The organism is Lactiplantibacillus sp. YT640 (assembly GCF_049745435.1).
GTDB lineage: Bacteria > Bacillota > Bacilli > Lactobacillales > Lactobacillaceae > Lactiplantibacillus > Lactiplantibacillus plantarum.
Genome location: NZ_JBMNVY010000016.1, coordinates 1 through 18326, shown reverse-complemented (window position 1 = coordinate 18326; position 18326 = coordinate 1). Strand labels below are relative to the sequence as shown.

The 18326-nt window shown below is 42.1% G+C and carries 10 protein-coding genes and 1 pseudogene; 9 read left to right on the top strand and 2 right to left on the bottom strand.

Annotation, left to right across the window (positions count from 1 at the left end; all coding sequences use genetic code 11):
* Window positions 1-87 precede the first annotated feature (87 nt).
* Complete coding sequence (locus ACOV1R_RS10405; RefSeq protein WP_217203229.1) at window positions 88-2388, bottom strand: glycoside hydrolase family 31 protein; 2301 nt, start codon at window positions 2386-2388, stop codon at window positions 88-90.
* Window positions 2389-2418: 30 nt separating this feature from the next.
* Window positions 2419-3840 (bottom strand): SLC45 family MFS transporter, encoded by a 1422-nt coding sequence (locus tag ACOV1R_RS10400; RefSeq protein ID WP_003645671.1) that lies wholly within the window; start codon window positions 3838-3840, stop codon window positions 2419-2421.
* A gap of 169 nt (window positions 3841-4009) precedes the next feature.
* Here ACOV1R_RS10400 and ACOV1R_RS10395 point away from each other — a divergent pair, with 169 nt between their 5' ends.
* From ACOV1R_RS10395 to ACOV1R_RS10355, 9 genes and pseudogenes are all read left to right on the top strand, one after another.
* Window positions 4010-4987 carry a LacI family DNA-binding transcriptional regulator gene (locus ACOV1R_RS10395; RefSeq protein ID WP_003643574.1) on the top strand — a complete coding sequence of 326 codons (978 nt, stop codon included), beginning with the start codon at window positions 4010-4012 and terminating at the stop codon, window positions 4985-4987.
* 247 nt (window positions 4988-5234) lie between these two features.
* The gene (locus ACOV1R_RS10390; RefSeq protein ID WP_064578529.1) at window positions 5235-7439 is read left to right on the top strand and encodes a glycoside hydrolase family 65 protein; all 2205 of its coding nucleotides are present in this window, start codon (window positions 5235-5237) and stop codon (window positions 7437-7439) included.
* Window positions 7440-7658: 219 nt separating this feature from the next.
* Window positions 7659-8508: pseudogene (locus ACOV1R_RS10385) on the top strand (PRD domain-containing protein).
* 170 nt (window positions 8509-8678) lie between these two features.
* The gene (locus tag ACOV1R_RS10380; protein WP_015826132.1) at window positions 8679-10676 is read left to right on the top strand and encodes a beta-glucoside-specific PTS transporter subunit IIABC; all 1998 of its coding nucleotides are present in this window, start codon (window positions 8679-8681) and stop codon (window positions 10674-10676) included.
* Between the two features lie 20 nt (window positions 10677-10696).
* Window positions 10697-12160: a glycoside hydrolase family 1 protein gene (locus ACOV1R_RS10375; RefSeq protein WP_003642890.1), complete on the top strand. Its 1464-nt coding sequence runs from the start codon at window positions 10697-10699 to the stop codon at window positions 12158-12160.
* An 88-nt stretch (window positions 12161-12248) separates the two neighbouring features.
* Window positions 12249-13697, top strand: coding sequence for a glycoside hydrolase family 1 protein (locus ACOV1R_RS10370; RefSeq protein WP_217203231.1), 1449 nt, complete (start codon window positions 12249-12251; stop codon window positions 13695-13697).
* Between the two features lie 246 nt (window positions 13698-13943).
* Complete coding sequence (licT, locus tag ACOV1R_RS10365) at window positions 13944-14789, top strand: BglG family transcription antiterminator LicT (protein ID WP_003643570.1); 846 nt, start codon at window positions 13944-13946, stop codon at window positions 14787-14789.
* Between the two features lie 124 nt (window positions 14790-14913).
* Window positions 14914-16788, top strand: coding sequence for a beta-glucoside-specific PTS transporter subunit IIABC (locus tag ACOV1R_RS10360; RefSeq protein ID WP_003645677.1), 1875 nt, complete (start codon window positions 14914-14916; stop codon window positions 16786-16788).
* The gene (locus ACOV1R_RS10355; RefSeq protein ID WP_015641116.1) at window positions 16781-18241 is read left to right on the top strand and encodes a glycoside hydrolase family 1 protein; all 1461 of its coding nucleotides are present in this window, start codon (window positions 16781-16783) and stop codon (window positions 18239-18241) included. Before ACOV1R_RS10360 ends, ACOV1R_RS10355 begins: the two co-directional genes overlap by 8 nt.
* Window positions 18242-18326 lie beyond the last annotated feature (85 nt).

Genomic DNA, 18326 nt, shown 5'->3' with positions numbered 1-18326 from the left:
TCCAATAGTAATTGAAATAATAAACACCTTAGGAGTGATTGGTATCCTAAGGTGTTTATTAAAGTTAAGGATTAAAATATTAAGCTACTATTCTCGATAACAGCTACTGTCATTATCGTAAGTGAGTTTAACAACATGATCAGACAATTCAACTGTGATCTGCTGATAAACTGGTTGATAACCGTGATGAGTGAGTTGCACATTAACCTTGTTATGATCAACGGTAATTGTGTAATTGTTCCATTCACCTGACTGATACTTAAAGTCACGTCCATTATCTTGATAGTGTTGGTAGGTCCCTTGAGTACCAAATACTCTAAACGTCATCGCTTTCAACGGTTCATCGCTAATGTGGCTAACAGCGGGTCCCCATGGCAAAATGGTGTTTTGTTTTACAAATAATGGTAGTTTATCGAGTGGGGTATCGACTACAATATCCTGATTACCGGCATACTCAGCACCGTTCCAAAAATCAACCCAGTTCCCAGCTGGTAAATAAACTAACCGCTTAAATTGAGATTTTTGAACAACGGGGGCAACTAGTATGTCGTCACCAACCATGTATTCGTCATTCAAGTCGCGTACACGAGGGTCCTGATCGTAGTTTAAGACAACGGGACGCATGATTGGTAAGCCAGTTTTGGTTTCCTTAGCAAATAAATCGTATAGATAAGGAATCAGACGATAACGCAATTTGAGATACTTGCGATAAATGTTTAACGTTGGCTCGCCAAATGCCCATGGTTCTTGTTGGCGAGTCCCTAATGCTGCATGGTTCCGTAACAGTGGACTGAAAATTGCCCCTTCAATCCACCGTGTCAGTAATTCAGATGTCGTGTCTGAGGCAAAGCCACCAATGTCAGTTCCAGTAAAACTAAAGCCACTTAATCCTAGATTGCAGAGTTGTGGGATCATCATTTGGATATGTGGCCACATACTGCGGTTGTCACCGGTCCAAACAGTCGAGTATTTCTGAGTTCCGGCGTAAGCTGCCCGTGTGATGACAAATGGTCGGTTGCCATTTTGCTCTTTTAGTCCAGCATAGGTTGCTTTAGCCATATTATGGCCATAAACGTTATGCATCTTCTTATGTGTTGAAGGCGTGTCTTGATCATTAAAGACCACGTCATCTGGAATCGGACCTTCGAACGTAGCGGGTTCGTTCATATCGATCCAAATACCAGCGACACCTAAATCAGTTAAAAATTTACCGTTGTTAGCCCACCACTGACGAACTTCTGGACGACCGAAGTCTGGAAAAGCAGCGTTACCTGGCCATACTTTGTTAATATAGACATCACCGTCAGCAGATTTAACGAAATAGCCTTTTTTAAGACCCTCGGCATAAATGTGATAGTCAGAATCTTGTTTAACACCGGGATCGATGATTGGGATGACCTTGAGACCCTGTTGGTTCAACTTGGTAATAAACTTCTTGGGATTACCCTGGTATTTATCCTTGTCCCAGGTGAAGACCCGATAACCATCCATGTAATCGACGTCAAAGTGAATCGCATCGCATGGTAAGTCGTACTTTGCAAGGTTATCTGCAATTGCTTGCACTTCTTCTTGACTAGCACTGTAGCCCCACCGTGATTGTTGGTAACCGAGCGTCCACTTTTGAGGTAGTGGCGTTCGACCAGTTAAATAGGTGTAATTGGTGACAATGTCTTTTAACGTGGTACCACCAATAATGTAGTAGTCGAGGTTACCTTGGACAGCTGAATAAAAGTAGTAATGGTTGCTTTCCTTACCCATATCTAAATGGCTCTGGTAGGTATTGTCGAAGAAGATACCGTAAGGATGTCCATTTTTTAGCCCCAACATCACTGGGATTGACTTGTAAATATTAGGTAGGATCTCCAGCTGGGGAGCGGGGTTATCAACGTTCCAATTATCATAGGCAAAACCACGTTTGTTCAGATATCCGGTCTTGTCACCAAGTCCATAAAGATATTCATCAGGTGCTAGCGATTTAATGATTTCGTAGTAACCTTGATCAGATTTAGTAGGTGCCTTAGTCACTGAATGGCCTTCTGCCTCAACTAATCGTTCATGGACTTTGTCGACGCCTTTCAAGTGAATGCGTTCACCACGATAATCGGTAATCAAGGCATTGCCATCTTTATCAAAGGTATCAAGATGCCGTTCGGAATCGAGGTGAATCGTTAAAGCTGATGTCCGGATAATGTAATGATCACCAGCACTTTCAATAGTGAAATCAGTCGCCTGAATTTTATGACCCGCAATTGCATAGGATCCACCTTGCTCACCGCGATTAATAAAGACGCGGATGATTTCCGGCGTAACAATAGTTAATTGTAATGGTTGGGCGAAAGCAAACGTGATCGTTTGGCCGTTCTGTGTGTAACTTGGTAATGCACTCATATTAAAAAACACTCCTTAGTAAAATGACTTTTATTTAGTTGGATTCTCTGACAAATCTTCTTGAGGCTTGTCTTGCTTAATAATACTAATGGCAAGTACTGCGATGAACATTGAGATACCAGCAATAAGCATCATTCCAGGCATCGAATTACCAACGAATTTAAAGACCATAAAGCTGGCAACGGATGCGAGAATTTGTGGCAAGCAAATCGTACCGTTAAAAATTCCAATATATGAGCCTTCATTGGCACCATCTAGTGAAGAAGTAAAGATATTAAAGGGCTCGACATGCACCGTAAAGAAGCCGATACCGATTAAACAGAATGGGGCAATTAATAGGTACTGGTTGTGAATGAAGAATACCCAAACGAGGCCAACTGCGAAGCTAGCTAAGCCAAAGCGATACCAAAACTTTCGCTTGTATGGATTAGTCCGTGAAAGAACTAAGAAACCATATAGAACGGCGGCCATTGATTGAATGAAGGTCAAGATTCCATACCAATTACCGGCAGCTTGATAGCCAGCCGAAGCAGCATTAGTTGTGTGCCAAACGTTTTCGGCGATAGCACCAGTAGTATAAGTCCACATATATTGAATACCAATCCAGGCAAATAGTTGAACGAGGGCAACTTCCCAGAAAGCTTTCGGGGCTTCTTTTACTAATTGCCAAATAGGCTTGGTGTGCTTATGTTGTTCAGGATCGATATGATGATAAAGTGCGTACGTGTCAGGATCATATTCCTTAACCGTATGAATAGTATATGCTGAGATGCCTAATAAAATAATGGCACCAATATAAAACGCAATTCTTACAGAAAGAGGGACAACGCCTTTTTGCGCCGTGTTTGCAACACCAAAGTAAGTTAGGACGAACGGTAGAATAGTAGCAAGTACGCCTCCTAGGTTACTGAAAGCTTGTTGCCAAGACCATGCTTTGTCCTTCTGATTTTCATTAACCATATCTCCAATAATCATGCGGAATGGTTGCATGCAAACATTACTTGATAAATCCATAAATAAAATAGCAATAGCACCAAATAGTAATGCAGCAGTTGAAGCGTAGCCAAAGCCGAATGAACCAGCATTTGGTAATAACACCATGACCAACGCCGCTAATGGTGCGCTGAATAGTAAGTAGGGCATTCTACGACCAAAGCGCGTCCAAGTTCGATCAGAGTATTTACCGACTAGTGGTTGGACGAATAATCCAGCCAATGGCGGCAGAATGAAGAAGAGTCCTAGTTTGGTGGGATCAGCGCCAATGGTCTGGAAAATCCGGCTCATCTGTGATGATTGTAATGAGAAGGCCATATTAACCCCACAAAAACCAAAGGTAATTGCAAAGATGGTTTTTAATGGGAGGTTGGGCAGCGAATTAGCAATAATAGATGTCTTAGGCTTACTGGAAACATCAGCGATTGGTTTATTCGGGTGTACTGCAGGTTGGTTCATGAGAATCCATCTCCTTAAAAGTTAATCACTTTTCAACAGGGCAATACTAGCACTTAACGTAAACGTTTACAATACCGTTTTAATAATAAAGTAAACGTTTACGCTTTTGGCAATGATTTAACCGGCTTTTAGCGCTATAATTAATTTAAATCGGAGGGGAGCTGGAAAAATGAAGCCAACAATCAAAGATATTGCCGCTAAAACTGGCTTTTCAATTGCTACAGTGTCACGAGTGTTGGCGAAAAAACAGGGTACATATAGCGACAAGACTCAGGAGCGTATTTTAAAAGTTGCTAAGGATCTCGGCTATCGGAAGAATACACTAGCCATGGAATTGGTTAAAAAGAAGACGGACGTGATTGCCGTTATTGTCAACGTCACGCCGACGAATTTTTCAAGTGGAATTATTGATGGTATTCAACAGCGCGCGACTGAGATCGGGTTACAGGTTATTATTCTATATGCTGGTAATCGGAATACCGAGTTACAACATCAAGCAATTGTGACCGCCTTGGAACGTACTGTTTCAGGTATTTTGTTAATGGCGATTGAACCAGATAAAGCAGACTTACAATTATTAACAGAATCAAAGACACCGTTTTGTTTTGTTTCGATCAATCTAGCAGATGAACGCGTCAAATCCGTTAGCTCTGACAATTATCAGGCGGCCTATTTGGCGACAAAGTATTTAATTTCGCATGGTCATCGGACAATTGGCCTAGCCGGAATCGACCATTATCATACAGGTAGTCAACGGCTTGCTGGGTATCAAGCGGCGTTAAAAAATTATTCGATTCATGGGCAAGCTGAATGGGTGCAACCCGGAGATTATAGTTATCAGGCTGGTTATAATGTTTTTAATGCTTATCAAGAGCTGGGCATTACTGGGGTTGTTGCAGCTAGTGATATGACGGCGGCCGGACTACAAAAGGCTGCTCAGGAGAGTAATGTGAAGCTACCTGGGGCGCTTTCTGTTGTCAGCATTGATGGAACGCTCATCTGCGATATTGCGACTCCTGCGTTGACAAGTGTTACCCAGAATTTTGTCCAGATTGGTATTGAAAGTGTTAATTGTTTGGTTGGCAAATCTGCCACGCGGTTAGTCCCAGTCACATTGGTTGAACGTGAGAGTGTTGCAACTATATAAAGCGTACTGAGAAATAATTTTAGCTTCGCTGACCTGATAATCGAGAACTTGATTGTCAGGTCAGCGAAGCTTTTTGGTTACAACGAGATTATTCCGTCACTTTAAATACGTTCTCATTAACGTTAGTATATTGTCGGTACTAAGCGATTGTTTTATGCGAAAAGCAGCAAAGTGATTCTCAAATCGATGAAACCGCTTTATTTCGGATGCTATACTACAGCAAATGAAGTCGAAAGTGGGGGAGACTATGCAAATTGATAAGTTAACATTAAAAGATGTGGCAACGACGAATCGGCAGTATCTGGAGACGATTTTTGCCTTGGGTGATGGTCACATGGGTGTTCGGGACTCAGTACCGTTTACAGGTAATCAACAAGCAACACTACCAGTGATGCTCATCAATGGCTATTATGCGACGAATCCAATCACATATGGAGAAAGTGCCTATGGATATGCGAAAAATCATCAAACGATTATTTCATTAACAAGCCCGCGGTACTTAGACTTTGCAACTGAGAAGACAAGTTCTGAGATTCCTGGTGACTGGGATATGACGGTCGACGATGCCGTGCTTGATTTTGATACGGGCGTACTAACGGAAAAGTTTCAGATTGTTACCTCCGACCACCATCATTTTGAACTGGTCGTTAAATCAATGATTGCGTTGGATAATTCGCATCAACTATTCTTGAACTACGAACTGACTTCGCTTGATTATACGGGGACGTTGCGGTTCACGCGGCCGATTATTCATGATGTAACTGCGACGACGGCGGACGCGGACGATCCGCGAGTGGCGCAACGACAATCTGGGTTAACCAACCAATTTATACCAGCTGATCGTCAGCAGCAAATAGAGTGGCAGACGTTGGTAGCTTCAACACACCAACAAATAACGCAACGGGATTGGTTGACCAGCTTTCCGACAGGCTTTGAAGTATATGGCGATCATGCCGGTTTTCATGGCAGTGGTACCATCGAAGTACAGACAACGCTGAGCTGGTCGTTTACGCGCCAAATCAGTGAAATTAATCAAGCGTTGCCGGATAAGATAATGGGTTGGACCAACGATATTGTGGCTCGTAATCGGCAGATTTTAACGGACTTTTGGCAACAGTCGCAAGTGCAAATTAGTGATAAAAAGTTACAAACTGGGATTCAATATAACTTGTTCCAGTTATTTCAATCAGCTGGTCGTAACGGGTTAACGAACATTGCAGCTAAAGGGATTACTGGACCGGGCTATGAGGGCCATTATTTCTGGGATACCGAGATGTATATGTTACCGTTCTTCATTTATACGCAGCCACAAATTGCCAAGCAACTGTTGCATTATCGGTTTAGTATTTTGCCGCAAGCTCGAGAGCGGGCGCGGAGCTTGGGTGTGACACGGGGCGCATTGTACGCATGGCGAACGATTAATGGTGAAGAAGCAAGTGCCTATTTTCCTGCTGGCACTGCGCAATATCACATCAATGCGGACATTGCGCATACGGTTAAGTTATATTTTGATGTCACTAATGATCAGAACTTCTTGCGGGAACAAGGTGCAGCAGTTGTCCTGGAAACCGCACGTTTCTGGTTGCAGTTTGGTAGCTGGCAACAGCGTGATGGCCGGTCGCAATTTTGCTTATACAAGGTGACGGGGCCGGATGAATATACCGCCTTGGTAGATAATAATTACTATACGAATCGGATGGTTAAGGAAAATATGGCTTTTGCAGCTTGGCTACTCGAAAAGCATTATATTGACGGCGATGCTGATGAACAAGTGCAGTTCACAAAGGCAAGTACGAACATGTACCTACCGTATGATCAAGAACAACAAGTCACTGCACAAGATGATCATTCACCAAAGATGCCGGTGTGGCCCTTTGCGACGACGGCAGCGACGCAATATCCACTGTTGTTACATTATCACCCGCTCATGATTTATCGTCACCGGGTCAACAAGCAGGCAGATACGTTATTAGCAGAAATGTTGTTCCCAGAAGATCAATCGCTTGAACAACTACGTCGGGATTATGCTTACTATGAACCAATTACCACGCACGATTCTTCATTGTCACGTTCGATTTTTAGTATTCTAGCTAGTCGGTTAGATGATCGTGATAAGGCTTTTAGCTACTATATGGATACGTCGTTGATGGACTTAGTTGATTTACAAGGTAATGCCAAGGATGGCTTGCATGAGGCCAATCTTGGTGGTAGTTGGTTGGGATTAACATATGGATTTGCTGGGATGTATGTCGCTGACGGCAAGTTACACATTACCAATCATTTACCAACTCAGATAGCACATCTTAGTTATCGGTTGCGTTTTCGTAGTCGAGTACTAGAAGTTCAACTATATCAAGATAAAACGCAAGTTAAGCTTGTCACTGGCTTACCGTTAGCAGTGGTAGTGGCTGGAAAAGAATATGATGTATTGCAAGGTGTCCGTAGCGAATGATGAAAACTTATAGCGAATTGACCAGATGGAAGTAGTACAAAAAATATTTACACACGGTTGACACCGCTTACAATTGTTGCTAATATATACAGCATAAATAAAAGCGTGTTACTGACTCGATCAGGCATAAACCTACTCATAACTGTATTCATAGTCTCTTTGGTGAGATGTGATACTTTTTAAGTAGGTTTTTTGTTTGAAATCCAGGAGGCGTGAGTGGTGAAATTTCTAAAGAACTTCAATAATAATGCCGCTTTAGTGGTAGATGATCAGGATGTTGAATGGATTGTAGTTGGTAACGGTGTAGGTTTTGGTAAGCATCAGGGTGATCAGATTGATGATCAGAAAATTCAGCGGCGTTTCGTGGCAACTTTGAAACAGAATGTTGATATTGATGACTTTCAGGATTTGAAACCTCAGTCTTTTGTGATTACAACAAAGGTGGTTCACCTAGTGGAGCCGCTGTTGAAGGTCAGTTTTAGTGATTATCAGTACTTTGTGCTTGCAGACCACATTGATTTTGCGTTGAAGCGAGCCAATGATGGAATCGATGTCGATAACGGTACAGTCCGTTGGGAAGTTAAAAAATTGTTCCCTAAGGAGTTTCACGCAGCCAGTCAAGCGGTCGATTTAATTAATGTGACGGCGGACGTGATCCTTCCTAAAAGTGAAGTGGTTTTTATGACTTATCACTTCATCTAATGCTGGTTCAGATGGTTCCAAGTTGCAGGAAACGATTAAAATTACGAAATTGATCAGTGGCATCATTGATATCGTGCAATATCAATACCAGATGCATCTGGACCCAGAGTCCTTCAATTACAATCGTTTCATTGCGCATTTACGTGCGCTAATGGTGCAACGCGTTAGCCGCAGTAATGGAACTGGGAGTGAATTAGATCAGTCATTACTGCAGTTGATGCAAGTAAAATATGCGCATGCCTATGCAACAGTGGAGCGGATCGATACATTTTTACAAAGTAAGGCTGGCTGGCGACTAGAGCCGGACGACAAAGTCTATTTGACCCTTCACATCTGGCGCGTCACCCACCGACAAAAAAGTGAATAAATAAGATTATTAACGGTGTGTTACTGGTTATGCAGGCATTAACCCAAATATCTTTTCTTGAGAGCAGCAGTCACTAGGGCCCTAGTGGCATGGTTTGAAGAAAGGACATTTGGGTTTTTGTTTACTCAAATTGCAATTATTGATTTATAGATAAATGAGGAGGAACAATGATGGCTTATGAAGATTTAAGTAAAAAGATTATCGCCGGAGTTGGCGGTAAGGATAATGTTAAGAGCGTGGTTCACTGCACAACCCGGTTGCGGTTTAAGCTCAAAGATGAAAGCGCTACCCATACTGATGAATTAAAAGATACAGATGGTGTTATTACAGTTGTTCAGTCCGGTGGTCAGTACCAAGTAGTCATTGGAAATGAAGTTGCAGACGTTTATGAAACGCTCATTCGCGTCGGTGGTTTTGCCGATGGTGGTAGTGTACCTGATGATTATGAAGACGGAGAAAAGATGAGTATCTTTGACCGGTTCATCGATTTGATTTCTGGTATTTTTACTCCGATGTTAGGTGTTTTATGTGCGGCTGGGATGATCAAAGGGTTCGTTGCGATGTTTGTCGCGTTCAATTGGTTGTCAGAGAATTCAGGAACATACAAGATTCTCTACTCGATCGGTGATGGTTTCTTCTATTTCCTACCAATTGTTTTGGGATTGACAGCAGCCAAAAAGTTTCATGTTGATCAATTTGTCGGAATGGCGATTGGGATGGCACTTTGTTATCCAAGTATCGTCGCTTTGAACAGCAGTAAAACAGTATTAAGCACGCTGTTCAGTGGCAGTATTTTTGAATCACAGATTCACGCGACTTTCTTAGGTATTCCAGTTGTGATGATGAGCTATACTTCTTCAGTAATTCCAATTATCTTGGCCGTTTGGTTTGCATCTAAAGTTCAGGCATTTGCAAAACGAATCGTGCCAACGGTAGTTAAGACGTTCTTAGTCCCATTTATTACGTTATTAATCGCAGTGCCGATTACCTTTTTAATTATTGGACCAGTTGCAAGTTGGTTAAGTGATGGTATTTCAACAGTATGTGTTGCAATCTATAACTTCAGTCCGATCGTTGCTGGGCTTGTGATGGGTGCTTTCTGGCAAGTTTTCGTTATCTTTGGTGTTCACTGGGGGTTCGTAGCTGTTATGATGGCCAACCTAGCCTCACAAGGCTTTGACCCTATTTTAGGATTATCATTAGCCGCTTCGTTTGCCCAAACTGGAGTTGTATTAGGCATTCTATTACAAACGAAAAATCAAAAGACACGCGGTATTGCTTTACCAGCCTTTATCTCCGGTATTTTCGGTGTTACGGAGCCTGCCATTTATGGGTTAACATTGCCACGTAAGCGCCCATTTATTCTGAGTTGTGTGGCCGCTTCAATTGGTGGCGGTATTATTGGTTTTGCAGGTACAAAAATGTATATGATGGGCGGTATGGGATTATTCTCAATCCCAGCTGCGATTAATTCTAAAACTGGGGTAGACGGCTCTGTATATGGCTTAATTATTGCGATGGCCATTGCTGCAGTCCTTGGTTTTGCCCTACAAATGTTATTTGGTTATAAGAGTGTTGATAGTAATGACAAGCAAACTAAGGTCGTAGAAACTGCGGCAACTGCTGATCCAGTCATGGTCGGTGGTGTTTCAGTAGAAACGACACCAACTGGTGCAGCAACTAAAGTAGAACCAAGCGTCACTTACAATGCGGCCACTAAGTTAAGTAGCCCCGAAACGGGCCAAATCATCCCACTAAGTGAAGTTAAGGATGAGGTCTTCTCATCAGGTGCAATGGGCAAAGGTGTTGCAATCGAACCAACTGATGGTGTCTTATACGCTCCAGCTGACGGCGAAGTAGCACTCGTATTCCCAACTGGACATGCCGTTGGTTTAAACACAACAGATGGTGCTGAAATCTTGATGCATATTGGAATGGATACTGTCGAATTAGAGGGCAAAGGTTTTGAAACGCTAGTTCAAAAGGGCGAGACGGTCAAAGCTGGTCAGCCGCTAGTGAAGTTTGATATTGAAGCGATTAAGGCGGCAGGGTATCCCGTTACAACGCCAATGGTTGTGACTAATTCTAAGAACTATCATGACGTTAAACTGGCCTTTCCAGCTGCTACGGAAGTTAATGCAACTGAACCATTATTACAATTAGACTAATTAAAAGGGAGTTTTCAATTATGTATTCAAAAACAATGCCAACTGGCTTTCCAAAGAACTTTTTGTGGGGCGGCGCGACTGCTGCCAACCAAGTTGAAGGGGGTTGGAACGTTGATGGGAAGGGCCTAACAACTGCTGAAGTTGTTCAGAAGGCTACTGACCGCAAAGTAATGTCGATGAACGAGGTTACTAAAGAGAGTGTCCAAGCTGCCATTGATGATCAAACGGATAAGCTTTATCCTAAGCGCCGTGGCGTCGACTTCTATCATCACTATAAGGAAGACATTAAGCTATTCGCGGAAATGGGCTTCAAGGTATACCGCCTATCCTTAGCATGGGCTCGGATCTTTCCTAAAGGTGATGAAACTGAACCTAATGAAGCTGGTTTGAAGTTTTATGACAATGTTTTTGCTGAATGTCACAAGTATGGTATTGAGCCCCTAGTGACCATTTCCCACTATGAAATGCCATTAAACCTAACATTAACGAATAATGGCTGGGCAAGTCGCAAGACAATTGCAGATTTCACTCGCTATACTGAAGTGCTATTCAAACGCTATAAGGGTGTTGTGAAGTATTGGCTAACTTTCAATGAAATTAACGCTTCAACTTGGGGATTTACTGGTACTGGTGCAATTGATAGTGATCTAAGCTTACATGATCAAATGCAATTACGCTACCAAGCGCTACATCATGAGTTTGTTGCAAGTGCAATTGCAGTTAAGCAGTGTCACGAGATTGATCCTGAGGCCCAAATTGGCTCAATGCTTGCGCGGATGCAAACTTATGCCAATACGCCTAATCCAGCTGATGTTCGGGCGGCCCAATTGCAAGATCAATTGAATTTGTTCTTTACTGACGTACAGGTACGTGGTGAATATCCAGAATATATGAACCGGTACTTTGCAGAAAACGGGATTGAATTAACGATGGCAGCTGGCGATGAACAATTGTTAGCTGAAGGCAAGGTCGATTACTTAAGTTTTAGTTACTATATGACGACGATTACTTCGGCGACTGATGATGTTGAACAAGCCAGTGGTAACTTATCAATGGGTGGTAAAAATCCATACTTGAAATCCAGTGCCTGGGGCTGGCAGATTGACCCAGTTGGTTTACGGATTACCTTGAACGAGTTCTGGGATCGCTATCGGGTACCATTATTCGTTGTTGAGAACGGCTTGGGTGCCGAAGATGAAATCAGCGCCGATGGTAAGATTCATGATGATTATCGGATTGACTACTTACGTCAACATATTGAACAGATGAAAGAAGCAGTCAAGGATGGTGTTGATTTGATGGGCTACACGACCTGGGGTTGCATTGATGTCATTAGTGCCGGTACATCCGAAATGTCTAAGCGGTATGGCTTCATCTATGTCGATCAAGATGATGAAGGTAATGGTAGTTTGAAGCGGATGAAGAAAGACTCATTTGACTGGTATAAGAAAGTAATTGCTTCGAATGGGGAAGATTTGGGATAGTTATTAATAATTGATATTCAGACCAATGATTGATTATACTTGTTGTAAGGGCTATCATTATTAGCTAACTAGAAAGGGTGTTGATTAAATGTCAGAGTTCCCAGAAGGATTTCTATGGGGCGGCGCGACTGCTGCCAACCAGTTAGAAGGTGGCTACCAAGAAGGTGGTCGTGGCTTATCGATTGCGGATGCGTTACCAGGTGGCAAAGACCGATTTAAAATCGTTAGTCAACCAGATTTTGACTGGACGATCGATACAGATAAGTACACCTATCCGAACCATGAAGGTATTGATTTCTATCATCATTACAAAGAAGATATTGCACTGTTTGCCGAAATGGGTTTCAAGTGTTATCGTTTCTCAATTGCATGGTCACGAATTTTTCCAAACGGTGATGAAACGCAACCTAACGAAGCCGGATTAAAGTTTTATGATGATGTGATTGACGAATGCTTGGCCAATAATATTGAACCAGTGATTACAATCTCACATTATGAATTGCCATTGAACTTGGCCAAACGGTATGGTGGCTGGAAGAACCGGTATTTGATTGAATTCTACGAAACTTTGGCGCGGACCATCTTAACGCGTTATGCTTCAAAGGTTAAGTATTGGATGACCTTCAACGAAATCAATAGTGCGGCACATTTTCCGGTGATGGGCCAAGGATTAGTGCCATCGACGGGTGCTAATGACAAAAAGAACGTTTTTCAGGCATGGCACAATCAGTTTGTGGCCAGTGCTAAGGCAGTCAAAATCGCCCACGAATTGCGAGACGATATTCAGGTTGGCTGTATGATTCTCTATGCCATTAGTTATGCTTATGATTCGAACCCAGTTAACCAGCTGGCTAATTTGCAGCATAATCAAGATTTCAACTTCTTCTGTGCGGATGTTCAAGTACGTGGAGCTTATCCGACCTATACCAAGCGACTGCTGGCTGAATATAATCTGACCTTTGATGATCTGGAGACCACAGATGGCGACTTGGCATTACTACAACAATATCCAGTTGATTATATTGGGTTTAGTTATTATATGTCGAGCGCGGTGGAAACCACGGGTAGTGTAACCGATACTGTTGCTGGTAACCTGATGGGCGGCGTCAAGAATCCATTTTTGAAGGCGAGTGACTGGGGTTGGCAGATTGACCCAACCGGGTTACGGATTGCGTTAAATGAGCTATATGATCGCTATCAGAAACCGTTGTTTGTGGTTGAAAATGGCCTAGGTGCGATTGATAAACCTGATAAGAATTTCTATGTTGAAGATGATTATCGCATTGATTATTTGAAGCAACATATTGAAGCGATGGCTGGTGCCATTGATGATGGCGTCGATTTGATGGGCTACACACCATGGGGTTGCATCGACCTTGTTAGTGCATCAACTGGCGAGATGAGTAAGCGGTATGGCTTTATTTACGTGGACCTAGATGATCAGGGCCACGGGACGTTAGCTCGCTATCCCAAGAAGTCGTTCTACTGGTATCAAGATGTGATTAAGCATAATGGGTTAGCGGAGAAATCTGAATAGTTGAAATGCAATTAGTGATATCTGACAGCAATATATCATTGATGAGATGATAGAAATTGGCATTTAACGCTTGCAATCGTTTTCCGAAACCGCTATACTAGCTAATTGTAAATAAGGATTGTTACCGCTAACATTAGCTAGTGGGCAAAACCTAATTAATCGATTGTATTCGTGATTGATAGCACGGATGCAGTGGGTTATTAGGTTTTTTTCTTTATTTAGGTATGAGAGTCGAGGAGCGTGCGCATGCGAATCAAAAAGGTTTTTAATAATAACGTCCTATTGGCTGAAAAAAATGGACGGGAAGTTGTCTTAATTGGTAAAGGAATCGGGTTCAAAAAGCATACTGGTGACGATGTTGAGCAACAACAGATTACTAAGATTTATACGCCAGAAGGAGATAATTGGATTAGTAATTTCCAAAGCTTGATGGCAGATATTGAACCGGAATATTTTGAAGTTGCTTCGCAAATTATTGAGTTGGCAGAACAACAATTGCAAACGACTTTTAATGTTTATTTGTTGATTTCATTGACTGACCATATTCACTTTGCTGTCTATCGGCACCACCATCAGATGGATATTCATAATGAAATCTTGTGGGAAACTAAGCGAATTTATCACCGTGAGTTTCAAGTCGGCATGCAAGCATTGGCACTGATTAAAAAGCATTTTGATGTGACGTTGTTGGAAGATGAAGCTGGATTTATTGCAATGAAGTTTGTTGAGAATAGTATGGCTGACTCTAACACTGATCAAACACTTGCAATGACTAAGTTGATTAATGATATCTTGAATATTGTTAAGTATCAGCTGTCATTAACGATGCCAGATGAGAGTGTTAGTTTGCAACGATTTTTAGTTCATCTACGCTTTTTTGCGGAGCGTTTAACGCTGAAACGACCTGATCAATCCCAAGGGGCAGATGATGATTTCTTATTTGAACATTTATCTAAGCAATACCCCCGAGCCTTTGCCTGTGTCCAAAAAATCGCTGTTTTTGTGAAGAAGTCGACGGAACAGACTGTTTCGGTGAATGAGCGTATTTACTTAATCATGCACATTCAGCGGATGTTGAACGAGAATCAATAATATTTTTGGGATTGTAACTATTCGATTAGGCAAAACCCAAGTAGCAACCAGTCAACCTGTGTTTTTAGTGTTGATAACGGGCCTACTTGGGTTTTTGTCGTTTTATAAAGGGAGGAAAAAGTGTATGGATTATTCAGAATTAGCACAATCAATTCTTACCAATATTGGTGGAAAAGATAATATTAGCAAAGCATGGCACTGTGCGACCAGACTACGTTTCAACTTAAAGTCAACGGACAAAGCGAATACTGAGGCGATTGAAAACTTAGATGGTGTCATTACGGTTGTTCAAAGCGCGGGCCAGTATCAAGTTGTTATTGGTAATGCTGTGGCGCAGGTCTTTGCCGTTTTAGCAGATTTAGCAGGATTAGCAAATCCTGATACGGCGGCTGATGCAGCTACTACAACGGAAGATACGGGTGAAAAGCAAAACATCATTAATCGGTTTATTGCTTTTATCTCCGGAATCTTTACGCCGTTTTTAGGTGCTTTGGCTGGTGCTGGTATTTTGAAAGGGTTGCTAGCTTTAGCGGTTGCTTTTAATTGGATGTCAACGACTAGTGGGGCTTATAAGATTTGGTATTCTGCTGGTGATGCTATTTTTTACTTTTTACCTGTCTTTCTAGCATTTACTGCTGCTAAGCAGTTGAAGGTTAACCAATTTGTAGCGGTGTCACTTGGTGCAGCCCTGCTATACCCAACTTTAGTAACTGTTATGACGAATTCAACAACACTACATTTCTTTGGTATTCCGGTGGTTCCAACAACATACACGTCAACGGTTATCCCAATTCTACTGGCAGTTTGGGTATTGTCGTATTTGGAGCCAGTGCTGGACAAGCTATTTCCAGCGGCAATTCGGAATATTTTCACGCCCCTCTTTTCATTAATTATTATGGTGCCATTGACGCTGTTAGTTGTCGGCCCAATTGGGGGACTCATTGGTAATGGATTAGCAAGTGGTGTTATGGCAATTTATAACTTCATGCCAATTGGTGCTGGTGTTATCATGGGTGCCTTCTGGCAAGTCTTTGTTATCTTTGGTGTACATTGGACGTTCGTACCATTGATGATGAATAATATTGCTAAGATGGGTTATGACCCGTTGTTACCAATTCTTAGTGCGGCCGTATTATCACAGGCTGGTGCTGCGTTAGCTGTTTTTTTGAAGTCACGAGATCAAAAAATGAAAGCATTAGCAGGGTCTTCTTTTGTCACAGCATTGTTTGGAATTACCGAACCGACGATTTACGGGGTAACGCTTAAGTTAAAACGACCATTCTATTGTGCCGTTGTGGGTGGTGCCCTTGGTGGTGCAATTATTGGCGCCGCTGGTACGCACGCTAGCTCATTTACACTCCCTAGCTTATTAGCGGTACCAACTTTTCTAGGACATGGGTTTATGGGTGAAGTCATTGGATTGATTGTAGCATTCTTAGGTGGTGCGATCTTAACGTACTTCTTTGGATTCGCTCGTCAACAGCAGGCTGATCACTCAGTAGTAAGTGATCAAAGTGATAACACAGTAATGGCTCCGGTTGAAGGGACAATTATTCCATTGACTAGCGTTCATGACGAAGTATTTGCGTCTGAAGCAATGGGCAAAGGATTAGCCATTGTTCCAAATAAAGGGACGGTCACAGCGCCTGTTGATGGGACAATCACGGCAGTATATCCCACTGGTCATGCGATTGGAATTACGGCCAATAGTGGTGCTGAAATTCTGATTCACATTGGTATTAATACGGTTCAATTAAATGGTCAATACTTCGAAACAATGGTTAAGCAAAACCAAGTAGTCAAACGTGGTGATTTATTAACTAAATTTGATGTGGATAAGATCAAAACGGCTGGTTACGATACAACTGTCATGGTCATTATTACGAATACGGCTGACTATCAAATGGTCAAGCCAACTGATGCGACGGAGGCTAGTGATAATTGGATTTTAGAATTACAACCTAAGGAGATCATGGAAGGAGCACCAGCTAATGTATAAACCAACTTATCCTAAAACGTTCCCTAAAGACTTTTTGTGGGGCGGAGCGACAGCAGCTAATCAAGTTGAAGGTGCCTGGAATGAAGCAGGTAAAGGCCTGACAACGGCAGAAGTAGTGAAAAAAACGACGGATCGCAAGCATATGTCAATGGATGATGTAACGATATCTTCAATTCAAACGGCGCTAGATGATCAAACTGATACAATGTATCCTAAGCGTCGAGGTGTTGATTTTTATCATCATTACAAAGAAGATATCAAACTATTTGCTGAGATGGGATTTAAAGTTTATCGTTTCTCTATTGCTTGGTCGCGATTATTTCCAAAAGGTGATGAACTCAAGCCAAATTCAGATGGACTTGCTTTCTATGATCGAGTCATTGATGAATTGCGACGCTATCACATTCAACCATTAGTTACGCTGTCACATTATGAAATGCCCATTGGATTAACGCTTAAGCAAAATGGATGGGCCAGCCGGGCAACCATTGCCGATTTTAATCGGTTTACTGAAGTCGTTTTTAAACATTTTAAAGGTCGCGTTCCGTATTATTTAACTTTTAATGAAATTAATACCGGAACTTGGGGGTTTCATGCCACTGGAGCTGTTGATACTGAGAATTCGGCGCATGATCAGATGCAGTTACGTTACCAAGCGCTGCACCATCAATTTATCGCTAGTGCACTGGCTACCAAACAATTACATGCTATTGACCCGGATGCTAAGATTGGGTCAATGCTGGCAAGAATGCAAACTTACCCAGCCACACCTAATCCTGCAGATGTTCAGGCTGCTCAAGTGGAAGACGATAAGAACTTATTTTTCACGGATGTTCAAGCTCGGGGAGAATATCCAGAATTCATGAACCGTTTTTTTGCAGAGAATGATATTCAACTGCAAATGGCACCAGATGATCAGACGATTTTAGCGAAGTATCCGGTTGACTTTATTAGTTTTAGTTACTATATGACAACAGTAACTCAAGCTGATGCGCCTGAACAAGTGAACGGTAATATGGCTACTGGTGGTCGTAATCCTTACCTTGAGGAATCCGATTGGGGTTGGCAAATTGATCCGGTGGGGTTGCGAGTGACACTGAATGAGATGTGGGATCGCTATCGTAAGCCATTATTTGTTGTTGAAAATGGGCTAGGCGCTCTAGATCAATTAACAACTGATCAACAAGTGCATGATACGTATCGGATTGACTATTTACGTAAACATATTGCGCAAATGAAAGCTGCAGTTCAGGATGGCGTACAACTAATGGGCTATACGATGTGGGGGCCAATCGATTTGATTAGTTTTTCTACCTCAGAGATGTCCAAGCGATATGGTTTTATTTATGTTGACCAGGATGATGCTGGTAAAGGAAGTCTGAAACGTTATAAGAAAGATTCATTTTACTGGTACCAGAAGGTCATTAAATCTAACGGTGAAGATCTAGCTTAATTAGGGACTGTCTGAAAACTAAAAATTCAGGTATAATCTGAGGAAAAACGAATCGAGGCATTCCGATGACAACACCTAAACGATA